This is a genomic window from Pontibacter sp. SGAir0037, assembly GCF_005491705.1.
GTDB lineage: Bacteria > Bacteroidota > Bacteroidia > Cytophagales > Hymenobacteraceae > Pontibacter.
Genome location: NZ_CP028092.1, coordinates 1,237,387 through 1,256,461, shown reverse-complemented (window position 1 = coordinate 1,256,461; position 19,075 = coordinate 1,237,387). Strand labels below are relative to the sequence as shown.

The window sequence follows — 19,075 nt, the reverse complement described above, 5'->3', positions numbered from 1 at the left end:
CACCCCGCTCTCTCTCAGGTACCCCAAATAGTAGCCTATGCCTGCTGCATAGGCCGTGATCCGTGTGGAGAATAACGGAGTCGAACCGTTGACCTCCTGCGTGCAAAGCAGGCGCTCTAGCCAGCTGAGCTAATCCCCCGGCTTTTGAGTTAAGCGTTATGAGCTAAGAGCGATTCCTAATTCATCATCCTTAATTCCTAATTCTACTTGCCAGGCTGCGCCTGGCTCGTGGGCCTGCGTGGACTCGAACCACGGACCTCTACATTATCAGTGTAGCGCTCTAACCACCTGAGCTACAAGCCCGCGGCGCGGCCTTGTGCCGCATCCTTCTTTTCCTTTTTGAGGTTTCGCAAGAGACACCCGGCAAACGGGCAAGACGGTCGGAAAAGGGCCCGGAGCCGTCTCTAGAAAGGAGGTGATCCAGCCGCACCTTCCGGTACGGCTACCTTGTTACGACTTAGCCCCAGTTACCAGTTTTACCCTAGACGGCTCCTTTCACGGTCACCGGCTTCAGGTCTCCCTGACTTCCATGGCTTGACGGGCGGTGTGTACAAGGCCCGGGAACGTATTCACCGCGCCGTTGCTGATGCGCGATTACTAGCGATTCCGGCTTCACGGAGTCGAGTTGCAGACTCCGATCCGAACTGAGACGCACTTTTTGAGATTGGCACCCTATCGCTAGGTAGCGACCCTCTGTATGCGCCATTGTAGCACGTGTGTAGCCCTAGGCGTAAGGGCCATGATGACTTGACGTCGTCCCCGCCTTCCTCGCTTCTTGCGAAGGCAGTCCCTTTAGAGTCCCCGGCTTGACCCGCTGGCAACTAAAGGTAGGGGTTGCGCTCGTTGCGGGACTTAACCCAACACCTCACGGCACGAGCTGACGACAGCCATGCAGCACCTTGCTTTGTGCCCCGAAGGGAAGCCCCATCTCTGGGGCCGTCACGCGCATTCTAGCCTAGGTAAGGTTCCTCGCGTATCATCGAATTAAACCACATGCTCCACCGCTTGTGCGGGCCCCCGTCAATTCCTTTGAGTTTCACCCTTGCGGGCGTACTCCCCAGGTGGGTCACTTAACGCTTTCGCTTGGACGCTGGCCGTCTATCGCCAACATCGAGTGACCATCGTTTACGGCGCGGACTACCAGGGTATCTAATCCTGTTCGCTCCCCGCGCTTTCGTGCCTCAGCGTCAGTTGCAGGCACAGCGAGCTGCCTTCGCAATCGGGGTTCTTCATGGTATCTATGCATTTCACCGCTACACCATGAGTTCCGCCCGCCTCTACCGAACTCAAGCCCGCCAGTATCAACGGCAGTTCCGGGGTTGAGCCCCGGGATTTCACCGCTGACTTAGCAGGCCGCCTACGCACCCTTTAAACCCAATAAATCCGGACAACGCTTGCACCCTCCGTATTACCGCGGCTGCTGGCACGGAGTTAGCCGGTGCTTATTCACACGGTACCGTCAGTTACCCCCGCAGGGGCGTTTTCTTCCCGTGTAAAAGCAGTTTACAACCCAGAAGGCCTTCTTCCTGCACGCGGCATGGCTGGGTCAGCCTCGCGGCCATTGCCCAATATTCCCTACTGCTGCCTCCCGTAGGAGTCTGGTCCGTGTCTCAGTACCAGTGTGGGGGACCATCCTCTCAGAACCCCTAGCCATCGTCGCCTTGGTGGTCCGTTACACCGCCAACTAGCTAATGGCACGCATGCCCATCTTCCATCGCCTCAGCTTTAACAGCAGGGTGATGCCACCCCGCTGTCTTATGCGGTATTAATCCACCTTTCGGTGGGCTATCCCCCTATGGAAGGCAGGTTGCATACGCGTTACGCACCCGTGCGCCACTAACCCAGGAACCGAAGCCCCTGGACTCGTTCGACTTGCATGTATTAGGCCTGCCGCTAGCGTTCATCCTGAGCCAGGATCAAACTCTCCATTGTAAAAGTATTACTTAATGCAGCATCGCTACCGCAAATGTGTTCGTCCGACCCCGAGCCCCTTTGTTTCCGGCGCTACCGCCGGTAGCGCCGCCTTGCCCTGTGTTGCTGTCTGTCTCTTGCAATCTCTCAAAGAACTTGCCGGGAGGACTTCCTCCTCCCGCCTGCGGCAGCCTTCCCTGCCGTGTGATGCACTGTGTCGCTCTCGCTTTACTGAGCCCCTTTCGTTAAGGGAGTGCAAAGGTAAGGACTTTTTCTAAAACCGCAAGCAAAAGCGAGAAATATTTTTTTCTCTTTTTTGCCTGCCCTTCGGCGTCGCAGCCTCTGGCCCTCACTTCCGAACCTGCCGTCCGAAGCGGATGCAAAGGTAAGAACCTTTTCCCGCTTTGCAAGCGGGCAGGCAACTTTTTATTTTCGGTCCCAGAAGCCCTGCAGCCCCTGTTAGCCAAACCGCTCCTGCCGAACGGGGAGGCAAAGGTAGCAATCTTTTCCCGCCCCGCAAGCAGAGAAAGCTTAAAATACTTCCTATTGACGCTCTTTGCTATTTAATGAACTCAGAACCAGCAGATTTTTTTTCATAAGCGCCGCTGCTTCTGCATTCAGCGAGAAGTATAACAACGAGTGCAGATTGTATAGTTTCCTTTTAAAAGGAAATCAACTACGTTCTCTATTCATCCTGAATCTATCCAAACCCGCTCTTACATTCCGGCTATAAAGCAGTACGATGAGCAGGTATATAACAGAATTAAAGGGATTCAGCTTGGATAAAGCTATCCAAAGCAGATGTATTGTAGTAACAACTGTTCGTCAACGAAAGTAGCAGCATCTGCATTAAAATTAAGTAACACCTATACTTCATGTATCGTAAAGCATAACTCAAATAAATATTATGTCTCCTATATCTTATATCTTCCAGGACTGGGAAGTTAACAAGGGTAATTTAAAGGGCAGGCTTGTAATGGTATTGTTCCGGCTTGCACACCCCGCTTCCATCAACAAAGTACTACATCTTCTCTGGCTTCCGTACCTCGCCTTTTATAAGGTACTGGTAGAATGGTTCCTCTGCATCGAACTCCCACACTGGACAACTGTGGGTAGAAACTTTTACCTGGGGCATGGACAGGCTTTGGTTGTAAACGGCTGTTCGGTTATCGGTGAAAACTGCTTCTTCAGACATAGCACCACAATCGGGAACATTCGAAAAGACGATGGCTCCTACTCCGGCTCTCCCATTATCGGCAATAATGTTGAGTTAGGTTCTAACGTTTGTATTATCGGAGAAATCAGAATTGGCAACAACGTAAGAATCGGAGCAGGATCAGTTGTCGTTAAAGATATTCCTGATAACTCTATTGCAGTTGGAAATCCGGCACGGGTAATCAGAACGATAGAGCCTGCAAAAAAGGATCTGCAACTCGAGCCACATCTTTCATTTTAAAAAAATACCTGTCGAAAGCAGTACTTCAGCTTTAAAATTGCACCGTTTCCTTGATAAATGAGAGAGATGCGTTGGCAAGATTATTATAAAGGCTCAGCTTTAAAATGCTGAGCCTTTATTGCATTTACGAGAGACCAAGATAAGTTACTGGTAAACTGAAATTTATAAAGTGCAGTAAAATTAAAAAATTAATAGTTAAACCTAGAATCTTAGAACGCAATCTAAAATAATTGTACTTAAATTTACATCTGATTAATTGTATTTCAGCGGCAGGTTATTTAGCGTAGGTCGCAAGATTAATTGAGATGAAAAAATTATGGCCGCCCCTGCTGTTTCTACTAATGCTGGCTGTTGATTTACAGGCACAGGATAAGCTTACTGATAGCCTGCATTTCGCTCTTTCAAAAGCCGCCAACGACACTTCTAAAGTTAATATCTACTGCAGCCTTAGTAAACAATATGTTCTTACTGATGCGAAGAAAGCCATCGAACATGCTACCTCCGCCAGAGTTCTTGCTAAAGAACTAAACTTTCCCAAGGGAGAGGCAAAAGCCTTAAACCTGCTGGGGAGTTCTCAGCTTGTCTTAGGAAATTATAATCTGGCTCTTAACGCAAACTTTGATGCACTAAAAATAGGCGAAAGAACCTCCGACACAAGCATTATTGTTGATTCTTACGCAGGCCTGGGTATTATGTACCATAAGATGAACGATCTGGAACGTGCAATCAAGTACTGTACAGATGCCGCATTTTATGCACAACAGAGTGGTTATAAATCAGGTTTGGCCCGGGCTTATAATAGTATAGGTGTTCTGTACCAGGAGAAAAAAGAATATAAAAAAGCACTCCTCTACTATGAGAAGTCTGCTAAACTGGAGAAAGAAATAGGCGATCAGCGAGCACTTGGAGTAGCCTTACTGAATATAGGTGATTTGCACCTTTACCTCCATGATCCTGCAGGCGGTCTGCCATACTTGTTTCAGGCACTAAGCATCACTGAGGCCATACAGAACAAAATGATCGAGGTAACCACTTTGAAAGGCATTTCAAAACTTTACCTGGCCATGAATGAGCTTCAGGAGGCTCTTAGGTATGGAAAAAGAAGCTATGAGTTGGCATTAGAAACAAATTCTAATAAGAAGATAGCAGAGACAGCACAGCTGCTGCACCAGATTTACGCCAGGCAAAAGAATTACGAACAAGCCTATGCTTATAGTGTTGCTTACATAGAATATAACTCCAAACTGGATTTAGATAAGCAGAAACAAATCACAGCAGAGACCACTGCAAAGTATGAAACAGAAAAGAAAGAGCTTGAAAACCTGAAATTAAAAGCAGAACAGAAAAGGCAAGCCATGGCCATCTTGCATCAGCGTGTCATACTGGCAGGCGGTGTAATTATTATTTTGCTGATGCTTGGACTGGTGCTGGTGCTCTTTTTCAGTAGGAAGCGCATAAAAGAAGCTCACCTGAAACTACAGGAGGTGAACAGCCATGTGCAGGCTAAAAATGTGAAGATAAGCAGGCAAAAAGCAGAAATCCTGACTCAGTCTAAGGTGCTCAGAAAGCAGAATGAGCAACTGGAGGAGCATAGCCAGTTTAAGAACAAGGTGTTTTCCATTATTTCACATGATTTAAGGGCGCCGTTTCTTTCCGTGAAAGGAATATTAAAGCTTGTTGAACGGAAATCTATGTCAGAAAAGGAGATCAAACATATTTTCTCCCTTTTAAGCAAAGACATGGATGTGTCGCTCACTATGCTTAACAACCTCCTGATCTGGTCTAAAACCCAAATGGAGGGTAGCAGCCTGCAACTGCAGCCGCTTGAACTATATCCCATTATAGAAGAAAATATACAAGTGGCAAGTCCGCATGCAGAAGCGAAGCAGATCAGGCTGCAGCATGAAGTAGAACCTGCTCTGTTTGCCCTGGCCGATAAAGAAAGACTCAATTTTGTGCTGAGAAACCTGTTGATGAACGCCATTAAATTCACTCATGAGGGCGGCATCATTAGGGTAAAGGCCAGCTCTTCCGAAGCAGCGCTGTCTATTTCTGTTATTGATAGCGGTAAAGGCATTGCAGCGGCAGATCTGCCAAAGCTTTTTACCGACCAACGCTATACGACACTCGGTACGGCCAAAGAAAAAGGAACAGGACTTGGGCTAATGCTGTGCAAAGAGTTTGTAGATAACCTTAAAGGAAGTATCACAGTTGAGAGTGAAGAAGGTATAGGCAGTACTTTTACATTTACCTTGCCCAAATCTGTTATAGTAGTTGCAGAAAAGCAGCACCAGGATTTACTTGAGGTTTAATAAAGCCTGCCCTAGCTTTTAAGCAGAATTATAACTATCGATCCTACGATCATGATGGCAGAACCAATTAGCTTTCTGGCTATATTCTGCTCTTTAAAAATCCTTAGGCCTAATAACATACTTACCAAGGTGTAAAGTTGGAAAAGTGATAACGAAGTTTGAATAGACTAACTTCAGCAAAGGTATAAAAAGTACGCCAGCTTTAGTTTTTCGGTACAAAGAACTGTTTTAGCGTTTTCTCTAAAAGGCTGTTCCCTTCCCCGCTTTTGCAGAGAAGGGAACATGAAGTAAAATCTATCTATACTTAAGAACCTGGAGAAATTTTCCAGAGTTCTCCTTTAGACTCGTCTGTTACAATATAAAGGGCACCATCCGGTCCCTGCCGCACGTCCCGAACCCGCTGGCCGCGATCTTTCAGGAGATGCTCCTCCCCTGTTACCCTGCCATTCTCGATCTGAAGTCGTACCAGGTGCTTATTGGTAAGCCCGCCGATAAATAGATTACCCCGCCACTCAGGAAAGGCATCACCAGAATAAAACTGAGCTCCAGACGGTGAAATAACCGGGTCCCAGTAATATACAGGATCTACATATCCTTCCTTGGTCGTAACAGCATTCGGAACAGGCTCACCGGAATATTCTTCGCCAAAGGTTACCAATGGCCAGCCATAGTTCTTGCCCTTCTCTATCAGGTTTAATTCATCCCCGCCCTGCGGGCCCATGTCTACTGTCCATAGTCTGCCTTCTGCATCAAAAGCTGCCGCCTGCACGTTTCTTTGTCCAACGGTCCATATCTCTGGCAAAGCTCCCTCCTGCCCGATGAAAGGATTGCCTGGTGCAGGCTTACCCTCTGTAGTGATACGCAACAGCTTCCCCATGTGGCTGTTCATTTGCTGTGCCTGGGGCCTGATTTCTATATCCGAACGCTCTCCTAAGGTAACAAAAAGATGGCCATCAGATCCAAAAACGAGTCGGGAACCGAAGTGCTTGTCGCCGTCGTAGGTTGGCATTGCCTGAAATATTACCCGCACCTGCTCCAGGCTTTTACTGTCTTGGGAAAGCACGCCTCGCGCTACACTGGTGGCGTTACCTCCTGAACGAGGCTCCGAAAAAGTCCAGAAAATTGTGCGGTCGGAGCTAAACTCTGGACTAAGAGCCACATCCAGCAGCCCCCCCTGTCCATCGTCGTCAACTTCCGGTAAGCCCGCCAGAGGCTCACCAACTTCTCCTGTGGCAGATATGATACGCATCCGGCCCGGCTTCTCTGTAACCAGCAGGTTTCCGTCGGGCAAAGGTTCTACAGCCCATGGATTCTCAAGCCCCTCTGCCAGAACATCTACCCTATAAGCTACTGAAGAGGTTATAGCACAAGCTCGGGTCTGGCCTTCGAACGTTGGCCGCTGTTCAGGGGCATTCGCCTCCCGTGTCTCCAGCGGTGTGCAGCCATTAGGAGATGCAGGTGTATCTGCAGTTCCGTCCTGATTTGCGTTGCGGTTACAGGAAAAACTAAAAGAAGCCAGAAAAATCACTGAAAATATACTTACCTGAAATTTGCGCATGGTTATGTGCTTTTTGTTTGGTTGATGTACTTTAAAAAGTAAGTGCCTCATTAAGAATGCACTCCTAAGTTTATGTTACCATTTTTTTACTCTATTGTTTTAGATAAGGTTTAAAATCTATTATCAAACCACATAGATGGGCACCAGATTTACGTGCGTTAGGTCTAATGTCCCCATATCCTGAAGAACACCTCTATAAGGAAATTGCGGTGTTGTTTTTAAATTAATGCAGTAAACACAAAAAATTTCCTTGGGAATAGGCCGGTAATATATAAAATTGCACTTTCATACTATCGAGACAAAGAATGAAGGTTTTAAAGTTTGGGGGCAAATCATTAGGTAATGGCGAACCGATAAAAAGTGCTGTTGAAATCATTAAAAAAGAAAAAGATGCAAATGCCATTGCACTGGTTGTTTCTGCACGTGGGCAAAGCACCGATCTGCTGCTGGAACTCTACAGGAAGGCTGTAGCAGGCGAAGCTTTTGAGGAAGACCTTGAAAAGTTTTTCGGCTACCAACGTGTGGCAGACTTATCTTTAGAACTAGATACTTTCTATGCAGAACTAAAGAGCCTGCTACAGGCCATGCAACTGCTGGGGATCGTAAACGACAGAATAAGAGACAGAGTAGTTGCTTTTGGAGAAGTAATAAGTGCTATAACCGTTGCCGAACTACTCAGAAAAGAAGGCATAGAAGCTGTTTTTGCAGACGCACGCCAGTTGCTGGTAGCCAGCTGCCACTTAAATGATGTTGCCGTAGATTTCGAACGCTCCAGAGAAAAGACAAATCAGTTTTTTAGCACGTTACAAGCTGAGCAGGTGCCTGTAATCACAGGTTTTATAGCATCCGACCCTGAGGGTAATACCATTACGCTTGGAAGAAACGGGAGCAACTATACCGCTACGCTTATTGCCAGCTTTATAAAAGCAACAGAAGTACAAAACTGGACAGACATAGATGGTGTGTATACTGCAAGTCCGAAATACGTAAAAAACGCGCAGAAAATTCCTCATCTGAGTTACCGCGAAGCGAATGAACTGGCTAATTTCGGAGCCAGGGTGCTTCATGCCAAAACCATTCTGCCCCTTGTAGAAAGCGGAATACCTTTAAAAATATACAGCAGTTTCGCCTATGGCCGGGAAGGCACCCTAATTGACGAGCAAGGTTCGGGTAAAGGAATAAAGGCTGTTTCTACCATAGAAGATGTCTCGTTGGTAAGCATAGAGGGGCGCGGTCTTCTCGGAAAGGTAGGTATTGATGCCCGTATTTTCAGCGCCCTTAGCCGTAACAACATAAGTGTTCGGCTTATCTCACAGGCCTCTTCCGAAAGAGGCATCGGGTTTATCATCAACAAAGAAGATGCTGTTTTAACGGAACAGGTGCTTCAGGCTGAATTTAAGGAAGAGTTGCAGCTGAAAGACATTTCCCGGATTCAGATAAATAATGAAATGGCTATTATTGCCATAGTTGGCCGCCATAACTACTCGCTCGAAAAAGCCATCTACGGGCTTAGAAGAAACAAAATATGGATGCACCTGATCAGCAACAGCATTAACGGGGAGCATATTTCGCTGGTAGTAGACAATAAGTCTTTGAAGAAAGCGGTGAATGTGGTGCATAACCAGGTTTTCGGGGCAATAAAAACACTGAACCTGTTTGCTTTCGGCAAAGGCAACGTAGGCGGCAGGTTACTGGATCAGATCATTGAAACAGGTGACGATGTAATTAAGAGACGTAATCTGCAAATTAATATTGTAGGTGTGGCCGACTCAAAAAAAATGGTTTTTAATGAAGATGGCTTCACCGGGAATTGGAGGGAAAAGCTTGTCCAAAGCGAGCATGCAAATGATTTCAGGTCGATCATGCAACTTTTAAAAGAGTCTGGCTTAGAGAACATAGTTATAGCCGATAATACTTCTTCGCAGGATCTTACCGAACGTTACCCTGAAATTGTAAATAGCGGCTTCGACATTGTTGCCTCCAACAAAAAGGCTAATTCAATTTCGTACAGCTTCTACGAAAACCTGCGTAACGACCTAAAGCGAAGAGGAAAGCTTTTCTTTTATGAAACAAACGTAGGCGCAGGCTTACCTTTGATAGACACAATCAAACACCTGCACAACTCCTCCGACAAAATCACCAGGATAAGAGGCGTGTTTAGCGGTTCGCTGAGCTATATTTTCAACAACTATTCTGTAACAGACAAAAGTTTCTCCACTATACTCTCAGAGGCCAGAATGAAAGGGTATACTGAGCCGGACCCCCGGGAAGACCTAAGCGGACTGGATGTGGCCCGAAAGCTGATTATTCTGGCCAGAGAAGTCGGTTTAAAAACAGAACTGGAGGATGTTGCCGTTGAAAACCTGGTACCAGGCACGCTTGCTGGTATTGGTGCTTATGAGGAATTTATTGCCGAAAGCAACACACTGGATACCTATTTTGGAGAAATAAAAGCTGCATTAAAAGAAGACGAAGTTCTGCGTTATGTAGGCGATCTGGATGTAAATGAAAACAAGCTGACGGTTTCGCTTGTGAAGGCAAGTAAAAACTCTCCTCTAGGCAATATCCGGAATGCTGATTCTTTGTTTGAGATCTACACTGAAGGCTACGCTACACAACCTATTATTATACAGGGGGCTGGAGCCGGCGCAGAGGTTACAGCCAGAGGAGTTTACTCAGATCTACTGCGAATTGGCGGCCATTACTGAGATCAGTACTAAATCTATACGACCGTTTTTAAAGGTAAAGCCTGACCCACTGATGAGGAAGGGGCAGGAGCTTTACCTTTACAGGCAGAATTTTTATAGCATAGTGCCAGATAACGACTTCAGGGATATATCCTGAGCTTGATTATAAATTGGCAGTGAAATTATAAAAGTACTTCCGGAACCCAGTTCACTTTCCACCCAAATTTTACCTCCTTGGGATTCAATGAATTCTTTCGAGATGGAAAGGCCAAGTCCGGAGCCACCTTTGTACTGTTCTTTACCCGGTATCTGCACAAACTTCTGAAATATTTATTCGTGATAGGAAGCGTCTATACCTGGTCCGTTGTCGTGTACTTTAACCAGTACACTGTCATCCAGGTCTTCTGTTGTTACTGAAATCACGTTACCTTCGGGGGAGTAGCGCACAGCATTGCTAAGCAGATTCAAGAGCACCCAGGTTGTCTTCTCAACATCAGCCGACACATTGGTGAGCCGGTTTTCGATGTTTACCTCCAGGCGCAGTTGCTTCTGTAAAAGCTGTAAACCTATAATTTCCTCAGCATAACTCACAATATTGGCAATGCTTACCTGCTGTATGTTCAGCAGAATGTTACCAGACTCCAACCGGGAAACATCAATCAGCTCTCCTACCATTTTCTGTAGCCTGGTTGCCTCTTGCTTTATTGTTTGAATGATGCTTTGCTGCTCCTTATTCATTCCACCCACTCTTTCGTTCTGAAGCAGCTTTAAACTGTAACCGATGGAGGCCAAGGGTGTTTTCAGCTCATGCGACACGGTAGCCAGGAAGTTAGACTTTGCCTGATCAAGGCGCTTAAACTCACTTACATTGCGCATCGAAATCACATACCCGTACAGTTCACTCTGCTCCTTCAGCTCGTTGTAAGAAACAATTTCCAGAATGTTTTTACGGTAATAAGCGTCCTCATTTCCCTCCGTCACGGTCAGCACATGATCGTCGCTTGTTCGCCCGATCATAATCTCCTTTACCAACTCGCGGTACAGGTCGTTCTCGATCTCCAACTCCTGCGATTGCCGCCCCACCAACTCTTTGCGTTCCTTTCCTAATAAATGGCATGCCACAGGATTAGCTTCGATTAGCTGCAGGTTCTGGTCCAGCAGTAATATACCTTCGTCCAGGTTCTGCAGAATGAGTTAGATTCTTCTTTTCTCGGTCATTATTTCGTTGAGGTTAGAGAACTCGTACTCCTGCAGCTTCTTTAACATGCTATTATATACCTTCGCCACCCGGCTAAACTCGTTACGCCCCTGCACCGGAAGCCGCTGTGTGAAGTCCTTATGCGAAGCCGCCTGAATAGACTTGATTAACCTGTTGATGGGATTGGTAACGGTGTTGGGCACTGTCAGTAAAAATACGAGCGTAAGCAACAGCGCAACTGTTAAAGCAATAAGGTTATAGAAACGGGTCTGTTCTGCAAGGCGTTGCGCTTTATCACTCTTTGCTACCATGGCATCCATGTTCATACTGAGCATCTGGTCTAACTGATCGCGGAGCATGCGGTAGCGCGGCAGCAATCCGGCATTATAAACTTCACGGCCAATGGTGTCATCCAGCAGCAGTAGTTCATAGCTTTGAAAACCTTCTGCTATTTCACTTACCAGCTCCCTTTCTCCCGGCTCTGTAATGTTATTACGTTCCCCCAGCAGGCCCTTCTCAAACACAGCTATGCCTTCTTTTATCTCCTGCCTGTATACCTCCGGCGTAAGATCTGTGTAGACTAACTGCTGTTTAGCGGCAGCCATTTTATCTAGTGAGGATATCATCCGCTTGCCCAGTTGCAATGTATACAGGTTAGCTTTTAGAATATTACCGGCTGCACTATCCAATTTGTTGATGTTAATAACAGAGTATACTCCTACAGCCAGCAGGAAAACCAGAATTGTCAGGTAGCCAAGGGTTATTTTCGTTTTTAATTTCATAATGCAAGATGCAAGGCTCTTTGTTAAACACTCACCAAATAAATATCCAGGTCTAGTCCTGAGGAGGAAACAGAGCGAATGATGCGGCGGGTCTGGCTCTTTTTAAACCAGTTCCACACGCTCTTTCGCCCTGTTGCACCACAAATAAGCAGCGAAATCTGCTTATTCCGGGCCACCTGCAGTATCTCTTCTGCCACATTGTTTCCTTTTAGCCGAATGATCTGCCCTCCCAGCTGTGTAGCCAGTTGCAGGTTGTTGATCAGGTGCCGCTGCTTTGCCAGGCCAATAGCATCCATACTTTCTTTGGGCGTCTGCACGTATACAACATACCACGTTGCCCGAAAGTGATCAGCAAGCCTGGATGTCTTGCGGATGATTTCACTGGCGGCTTTTTCGTTGGTGTTGATGCAGGCCAGCAACTTGTCCAGGTTCTTGCGCGAGGCTAATGTTACTTCTTTATCGATGCGCTGCATCAGCTGAAAAGACACCTCCCGCAGTGCCAGTTCACGTAACTGCAACAGGTTGTCTTTCTGGAAAAAGTTTTTCAGGGCCGCCTCTACCTTCTGCCGCTCATAAATTTTACCCTCAGTTAACCTGTTCAGCAGTTCATCAATCGTCAGGTCGATGTTCACGATCTCATCAGCAGCCTTTACAATCCGGTCTGGCACACGCTCCGACACCTCTACGCCTGTAATCTTCTGTACCTGGTAGTTAAGGCTCTCGACGTGCTGTATATTCACAGCGCTAATCACGCTGATGCCTGCATCAATGAGTTGCTCCACGTCCTGCCATCGCTTTTCATGTTCGGAGCCAGGCACATTGGTATGCGCCAGCTCGTCTACCATCACCACCTCCGGCCTCCGTTGCAGTACAGCCTGCAGGTCGAACTCCTCCAGCATTTTGCCTTTATAAAAAACCGATCTTCGTGGCAGAAGGGGTAGCCCCTGCAGCTGCGCCTCTGTTTCGGCACGCCCATGTGTCTCCACATAACCGATCACTGCATCCACGCCATGGGCCAGCAGCTCCCGTGTTTCCTGCAACATCCGGTATGTTTTTCCTACTCCTGCTGCCAAACCAATGTACAGCTTAAAGCGTCCTTTCTTCGACTCCTGCAAAAGCTGCAGAAAGCGATCTGCAGATTGGCTGTTCTCAGATTTCTCTCTACTGCTCATGTTTTGCCAAGATACTGGAAGTACAAAAGTATAAATCCCGACTCATGCAGCTTACAACCGGATGGCAAAAGAAGTAACCAGGAGCAGGTTATTATCTTTAGCGCCTTCTTCTCCCACAAAAATATTGTTCTTGGCCTTGTAACCACGGGCTTCTATACGCCACAGGAAATTTTGGGCTGGGGCAAAGTCAAAATTAAGAGAGGCACTGGAGGCTTGAAAACCTGCAGGGCTTTGCGTGGAGATAATGATTTGGTTTTCATCATTATAATGTTCTACACGACCAGCCAGCGCAAATGTATCGCTTAACCGGTAGCGTGCCAGCAGCAAGCCCGCATACCAGTTGCCCTTCGCGTTGCTGTCCCATAACTCCTGTCTGCCATAGTCTACACTTGCAGCCACGTTAAGCCTGTCAGAGAAAGTATAGGCAGTATAGAAGTTATGGAAATAGCGCCTTTTAGCATCGGTGTCATCCGGTGCTTCGTTGCCATAGTAGTTATTATAGCTCATCACGAGTTGGCCTGTAGGTGAATAGCTGATGCCGAAGCCGAGTGATTTGGCATCGTTTGTTTCCTGTATGTTCTGCCAGCCGTTCAGCACCAGGAACTTCATGGTTACCTTTTCCGATACTTCAGCCGTCAGCTGTGCGCCTGTTTCATAATAAGGAGAGTTTTCAGCCATTAGGGCACGGGTGTAAATTTCGTTGTTGATGGAAAAAGTGCTTTCGTAGCCGATATGAGACGGCAGAATGCCCATGTCCAGCCACACACCATCAGCCAGCTTCACGCCTGCGTTTGCCTGTGCAATCAGCCGTGTCAGCTCATTAGGCTCAGCAGCGTAGTTAGACTGTACATAGGTTCCGGTATGCAAGGCCAAGGCAGCGCGCACTTTATCGGTGGTGTAGTCGGCCTGCAGGAAACCCCAGTTCAGGCTAAACTCATTGTGGCGGAATGCCTGTGTGGTATAGAGGCGGTCTTTCTGCAAAGGCTTTGAGAAATCATAGGCATAGTATACATCCACGCCGCCACTCAGCTTAAAAGGCTTTATCACTTCTTCCAAGCCTAGTGAGTCGACCGTTTGTGCACTTGCGCCAAAGGTTACGAATAAAAATAGAGCTAAAAGTATAGCAAATAGATTTTTCATGTGATTTATGTTTTTTTCATGCCACCACTTTAAGCGTAGAGGTAAAGGAGGTATCGTATGAAACCACCAGTAACCCTGACGCTATACTTGAGGCATAATATTGTTTATTTGAAGTACAAGCTGCAAGCCCGCACCAGAGGTTAGTTTACTATTGCTTTGCGCTTAGTTCATCCAGGGCCACATTTAGCTTCAGTACGTTTACTTTCTCCGGACCAAGTATACCCAGTAACGGAGCTTCCACCTGCTCCTGCACCAGCGCTTTCACTTGCTCCGCGGGCAGGTTCCGCACGCGGGCAATACGCTCTACCTGCACCAGCGCCCCCTGAGGCGACAGGTGCGGGTCCAGGCCGCTACCAGAGGCGGTCACCAGCTCTGCCGGTATTTCCTCGCGCTTTACTGATGGGTTGTGCTCCATGAAAGCATCTATACGTTCTTGCACCTCCGCCAGGTATTCCGGATTAGACGGGCCTTTATTAGAGCCACCGGAGCCGCCGCCGTTATACTCCACAGCTGAGGGACGGCTGTAAAAGTAGCGATCTTCGGTGAAGGACTGGCCTACGTTTTCGAAGCCTACCACACGACCATTTGCTTCTATTACCTTACCCTCACCCCTGTTCGGAGCCGCCACTTGGGCGATAATCCGGATCGAGAGCGGGTAAAGAAATGTAAAGAAAGCTATACACAGCACTGTCAGGGTCAGACTCTGCTTCAGAATACTTCCTGCTCCCATTTTTACAGGAGCAGTATGATTTGCTGTTCCTTTCCGGAAGCCTTTTTCTTTTACTTTAGTTTCCATTATTAATTAGCAGCAATTCTGCCTTCTTTTTTAATTCTTAGTTTACCATTACACTATCTCTGGCAAAAGGCCAGGTATCAACTTGAGGCCATTAAGTAATGCTTTTATTACTCTAACCGCAGAAAGACACCTAACTTGTTTACCTTGTTCTTTCGTTGGTTGGATAAGCATGAGGATGTCTGCAGATGGCGAATACCGCATTGGTGCTACACGCCTAGCAGCACCAGCAGCATATCTATAGCCTTAATACCACCGAAAGGCACGAGCACTCCGCCCAAACCATACATGAGCAGGTTGCGGCGCAGCAGCGCACTTGCCCCAATCGGTTTATAAGCAACACCACGCAGCGCCAGCGGAATCAGGATGGGTATAATGATGGCATTAAAAATTACAGCCGAAAGTATAGCCGACTGTGGGCTGGCAAGGTTCATGATGTTCAGGCCCTGCAGTGCAGGTATAAAGGCAATAAATAGAGCAGGCACAATGGCGAAATATTTGGCCACATCATTGGCAATGGAAAAGGTGGTGAGCGTACCGCGGGTGATAAGCAATTGCTTTCCTATTTCCACAACCTCTATCAGTTTAGTCGGATCGTTGTCCAGATCTACCATATTGCCTGCTTCCTTGGCTGCCTGCGTACCTGAGTTCATAGCTACGCCCACATCCGCCTGTGCCAGGGCGGGAGCATCGTTTGTGCCGTCGCCCATCATTGCCACCAGTTTGCCGCTGGCCTGCTCGCTACGGATATAGTTCAACTTATCTTCCGGTGTTGCTTCGGCAATAAAGTCATCTACACCTGCTTTTCCGGCAATAAACTTAGCGGTTAGCGGATTGTCACCTGTTACCATCACGGTTTTCACACCCATCCTGCGCAAACGCTCAAAACGCTCCTGTATACCAGGTTTAATGATATCTTCCAGTTGAATTACCCCCTGCACTACCTCGTTTTCGGCCACTACCAATGGAGTACCGCCATTGGCGGCAATATTTTCAATAGTTTCCGTTACATGCGGGTGCATAAAATAGCCTGCGTTCTCCGTCATTTTCCTGATGGCGTCGAAGGCGCCTTTCCTGATGCGAGTGCCGTCGGGTAGGTTGATGCCGCTGGAGCGTGTTTCGGCAGTAAACTTAATGAAGGATACCTGGCTCATATCAGGCTGCGGCACGTTAAGCTTCAGCTCCTGGGCCAGCTCCACAATAGATTTGCCTTCGGGCGTTTCGTCGGCGAGGGAGCTGAGCACAGCCTTCTGCATAAAGGCATCTTTGTCTACGCCCGGTGCCGGATAAAATTTCGTGGCTCGGCGGTTACCGATGGTAATTGTCCCTGTCTTGTCGAGTAGCAGCACATCTATATCACCAGCCGTCTCCACAGCTTTACCTGATTTGGTGATCACGTTGGCGCGCAAGGCTCTGTCCATACCTGCTATGCCGATAGCTGAGAGCAAGCCTCCGATGGTCGTCGGAATCAGGCACACAAACAGCGCAATAAGAGCGGCAATAGTAAGCGGTGCGTTCGCATAGTCGGCAAAAGGCTTCAGGGTAACGCATACCAACAGAAACGTCATGGTAAAACCTGCCAGCAGGATAGTCAGGGCAATCTCGTTAGGAGTTTTCTGACGGCTTGCCCCCTCCACCAGCGCAATCATCTTATCCAGGAAAGACTCACCTGGTGCCGTAGTCACTAGTACTTTTATCTGATCTGAGAGCACCTTGGTACCGCCCGTTACAGAAGATCGGTCACCGCCTGCCTCTCGTATCACCGGGGCAGATTCTCCCGTTATAGCCGACTCATCAATAGAGGCAAGACCTTCTACAATTTCACCGTCTGTAGGTATCACCTCTCCCGCTACTACCATAAACACATCTCCCTTTTTCAGTTGAGAAGAGCTGATTTCTTTTATATTTCCTTTTGCGTCAATCACTTTAGCAGGTGTCTCCTCGCGCGTTTTGCGCAACGAATCAGCCTGTGCCTTACCTCGTGCTTCGGCAATGGCCTCTGCAAAATTGGCGAAGAGCAACGTTGCAAACAGGATCAGAAAGATAGCGATGTTATACCCTAAACTACCTTGTGAGGTATTGCCGCTAAAGAGCAGGTACAACGTTACCAGCAGCATCACAAACGTACCCAGCTCCACGGTAAACATCACCGGGTTTTTAATCATGATGCGGGGATCAAGCTTTAAAAAGGATGCTTTCAGCGCCTGTTTTACCAGCGGTCCTTCAAACAGTCCGGTTTCATTATTTTTGGTTGTCATGTTATTAAAATTTAAGACGCGCACAGGGCCGTCAGGCTATTGCCGTTAAATCGATCCAGCTTACCTTCAGGTCTACTGCTTCTTTATGCTGCGTCGTTTTGGTTTTTAGTAGATGGAAAAGTGTTCAGCTATCGGCCCTAATACCAGCGACGGGAAGAAAGCCAGGGCAGCCACAATCCAGATCACGAAAAATACCATCAGGCCAAAAGTAGCTGTGTCGGTTTTGAGCGTGCCTGCTGACTCAGGTAAGAAACGCTTTTGAGCCATGATACCGGCTATCGCTACCGGACCAATAATGGGCAGATAACGGCTCAACGCCAGCACGATGCCTGTTGTGATGTTCCAAAAAGGCGTGTTATCGCCGAGGCCTTCGAAACCAGAACCGTTGTTTGCTGCAGAAGAGGTATACTCGTAGAGCATCTCGGAGAAACCGTGAAAGCCGGGGTTGTTGAGCCAGCCCACCGATGGATCCTGCACAAACACATAAGCCGCCAGCGCGGTACCCGAAAGAATAAGGAAAGGATGCAGTAAAGCAATTAAAATGGCAATCTTCACCTCGCGGGCCTCGACCTTCTTACCCAGAAACTCTGGTGTGCGGCCAACCATCAGACCGGAAATAAACACAGCGACGATGATGAAGACAAAGAAGTTCAGAAAGCCCACACCTACGCCGCCGTAGAAGGAGTTGATCATCATGCCAAGCAGAGTATTCATACCTGAGAGTGGCGTGAGCGAATCGTGCATGGCATTAACAGAGCCGTTAGAGGTAACCGTTGTACTCACAGCCCACATACCCGATGCCGCTGCCCCTAGTCTCATTTCCTTGCCTTCCAGGGAGCCCAGGTTTTGGTCGATGCCCATGCGGGAAATGGCAGGATTCCCGTTCATCTCAAAGTATACAGTAGTCGTCATCAGCATCAGAAAGCCAATCGTCATCACACCAAATACCATCCACCCAAGGCGCTTGCGCTCCAGGTAAAAGCCAAGTGCAAAAGCAAGTGCAACCGGTATAAGGATGATCACCATGTTCTCTACCATGTTGGTCAGGTAAGTCGGGTTCTCGAGCGGGTGCGCGGAGTTTACACCAAAGAAACCCCCACCGTTTGTACCCACCTGCTTAATGGCTATCATAGCTGCAGCAGGTCCTCTCGACACCTGCTGCTCCTCTCCTTGCAGAATAGTGATGCTTGCCTTTCCCTCGAAGGTCATAGGCGTACCTTGCAGCACTAGGATTATCGCCACCACCATACTTATAGGAAGCAGAATACGTGTGCAGCTTTTGATAAAGTAGTTAAAGAAGTTGCCTAAGCGCTCGGTGCTGTGGCTGCGCAGCGCCTGGAAAACCACAGCACAAGCAGCCATACCCGTTCCGGCTGTAACAAACTGCAAAAAAGTCATCACACCTAACTGCGACAGGTAAGAAAGGCCTGTTTCGCCGGAATAGTGCTGCAGGTTGCAATTCACCAGAAAGCTTACCGCTGTATTAAAAGCCAGGTCGGGTGACATGGAAGGGTTGTTGTCGGGGTTCCAGAAAGGATGATAGCTCTGCGTCATGAGCAGGAACATGGCCCAGAACAACCAGATCAGGTTGATGCTCAGCAGCGCTACCATACTTTGCTTCCAAGTCATTTCGCGGCGGGCGTCAATGCCGCTTATCCGGAAGAAGAGGCGCTCCAGTGGATCCATAAAATCCAGCCAGGTTCTCTCTCCTTTATATACTTTTGCTATGTACTTGCCCAGCGGCAGGCCGAGGACCACCGTAACCAGGAACATGGCTATTACTCCAAGTATATCTGTGTTCATGCTAA

General features: G+C 47.8%; 10 protein-coding genes, 2 tRNA genes, 1 rRNA gene and 1 pseudogene. 3 read left to right on the top strand and 11 right to left on the bottom strand.

Annotation, left to right across the window (positions count from 1 at the left end; translation table 11 throughout):
* Positions 1–65 precede the first annotated feature (65 nt).
* From C1N53_RS05210 to C1N53_RS05200, 3 genes are all read right to left on the bottom strand, one after another.
* Positions 66–139, bottom strand: a tRNA-Ala gene (locus C1N53_RS05210).
* A 90-nt stretch (positions 140–229) separates the two neighbouring features.
* Positions 230–303 (bottom strand) — tRNA-Ile (locus C1N53_RS05205).
* Positions 304–408: 105 nt separating this feature from the next.
* Positions 409–1,932, bottom strand: a 16S ribosomal RNA gene (locus C1N53_RS05200).
* A gap of 886 nt (positions 1,933–2,818) precedes the next feature.
* Between C1N53_RS05200 and C1N53_RS05195 the strand changes: the two genes are divergently transcribed.
* Together C1N53_RS05195 and C1N53_RS05190 are read left to right on the top strand one after the other, a co-directional pair.
* Positions 2,819–3,367: a serine acetyltransferase gene (locus tag C1N53_RS05195; RefSeq protein WP_137758310.1), complete on the top strand. Its 549-nt coding sequence runs from the start codon at positions 2,819–2,821 to the stop codon at positions 3,365–3,367.
* 305 nt (positions 3,368–3,672) lie between these two features.
* On the top strand, positions 3,673–5,679 hold the full coding sequence (locus C1N53_RS05190; protein ID WP_137758309.1) for a tetratricopeptide repeat-containing sensor histidine kinase: 2,007 nt from the start codon (positions 3,673–3,675) through the stop codon (positions 5,677–5,679).
* Between the two features lie 304 nt (positions 5,680–5,983).
* Here the strand turns inward: C1N53_RS05190 and C1N53_RS05185 are convergent, their stop codons facing one another.
* Complete coding sequence (locus C1N53_RS05185; protein ID WP_137758308.1) at positions 5,984–7,237, bottom strand: PQQ-dependent sugar dehydrogenase; 1,254 nt, start codon at positions 7,235–7,237, stop codon at positions 5,984–5,986.
* A 305-nt stretch (positions 7,238–7,542) separates the two neighbouring features.
* On the opposite strand from C1N53_RS05185, the gene thrA reads away from it, so the two are divergent.
* Positions 7,543–9,945, top strand: coding sequence for a bifunctional aspartate kinase/homoserine dehydrogenase I (thrA, locus tag C1N53_RS05180; protein ID WP_137758307.1), 2,403 nt, complete (start codon positions 7,543–7,545; stop codon positions 9,943–9,945).
* A gap of 93 nt (positions 9,946–10,038) precedes the next feature.
* Here the strand turns inward: thrA and C1N53_RS05170 are convergent.
* The 7 genes and pseudogenes from C1N53_RS05170 to kdpA all read right to left on the bottom strand — a co-directional run bounded on the left by C1N53_RS05170 (position 10,039) and on the right by kdpA (position 19,070).
* A pseudogene (locus C1N53_RS05170) lies at positions 10,039–11,103 on the bottom strand (ATP-binding protein).
* A gap of 15 nt (positions 11,104–11,118) precedes the next feature.
* A complete protein-coding gene (locus tag C1N53_RS05165) occupies positions 11,119–11,904 on the bottom strand; it encodes a HAMP domain-containing protein (RefSeq protein WP_137758305.1) in 786 nt (261 codons plus the stop codon).
* Positions 11,905–11,927: 23 nt separating this feature from the next.
* Positions 11,928–13,076, bottom strand: a complete 1,149-nt coding sequence (locus tag C1N53_RS05160) for a universal stress protein (protein ID WP_137758304.1) — start codon at positions 13,074–13,076, stop codon at positions 11,928–11,930.
* A 51-nt stretch (positions 13,077–13,127) separates the two neighbouring features.
* Positions 13,128–14,216, bottom strand: a complete 1,089-nt coding sequence (locus tag C1N53_RS05155) for a porin (RefSeq protein ID WP_137758303.1) — start codon at positions 14,214–14,216, stop codon at positions 13,128–13,130.
* Positions 14,217–14,364: 148 nt separating this feature from the next.
* A complete protein-coding gene (locus C1N53_RS05150) occupies positions 14,365–14,946 on the bottom strand; it encodes a K(+)-transporting ATPase subunit C (protein ID WP_137761391.1) in 582 nt (193 codons plus the stop codon).
* A 272-nt stretch (positions 14,947–15,218) separates the two neighbouring features.
* The gene (gene kdpB / locus C1N53_RS05145; protein WP_137758302.1) at positions 15,219–17,267 is read right to left on the bottom strand and encodes a potassium-transporting ATPase subunit KdpB; all 2,049 of its coding nucleotides are present in this window, start codon (positions 17,265–17,267) and stop codon (positions 15,219–15,221) included.
* Positions 17,268–17,372: 105 nt separating this feature from the next.
* Positions 17,373–19,070 (bottom strand): potassium-transporting ATPase subunit KdpA, encoded by a 1,698-nt coding sequence (kdpA, locus tag C1N53_RS05140; protein ID WP_137758301.1) that lies wholly within the window; start codon positions 19,068–19,070, stop codon positions 17,373–17,375.
* Between the last annotated feature and the right edge of the window lie 5 nt (positions 19,071–19,075).

Coding starts and splice junctions, on each gene's coding strand:
- C1N53_RS05195 (WP_137758310.1), top strand. CDS start 2,819: ATGTCTCCTATATCTTATATCTTCCAGGACTGGGAAGTTAACAAGGGT.
- C1N53_RS05190 (WP_137758309.1), top strand. CDS start 3,673: ATGAAAAAATTATGGCCGCCCCTGCTGTTTCTACTAATGCTGGCTGTT.
- C1N53_RS05185 (WP_137758308.1), bottom strand. CDS start 7,237: ATGCGCAAATTTCAGGTAAGTATATTTTCAGTGATTTTTCTGGCTTCT.
- thrA (WP_137758307.1), top strand. CDS start 7,543: ATGAAGGTTTTAAAGTTTGGGGGCAAATCATTAGGTAATGGCGAACCG.
- C1N53_RS05165 (WP_137758305.1), bottom strand. CDS start 11,904: ATGAAATTAAAAACGAAAATAACCCTTGGCTACCTGACAATTCTGGTT.
- C1N53_RS05160 (WP_137758304.1), bottom strand. CDS start 13,076: ATGAGCAGTAGAGAGAAATCTGAGAACAGCCAATCTGCAGATCGCTTT.
- C1N53_RS05155 (WP_137758303.1), bottom strand. CDS start 14,216: ATGAAAAATCTATTTGCTATACTTTTAGCTCTATTTTTATTCGTAACC.
- C1N53_RS05150 (WP_137761391.1), bottom strand. CDS start 14,946: ATGGGAGCAGGAAGTATTCTGAAGCAGAGTCTGACCCTGACAGTGCTG.
- kdpB (WP_137758302.1), bottom strand. CDS start 17,267: ATGACAACCAAAAATAATGAAACCGGACTGTTTGAAGGACCGCTGGTA.
- kdpA (WP_137758301.1), bottom strand. CDS start 19,070: ATGAACACAGATATACTTGGAGTAATAGCCATGTTCCTGGTTACGGTG.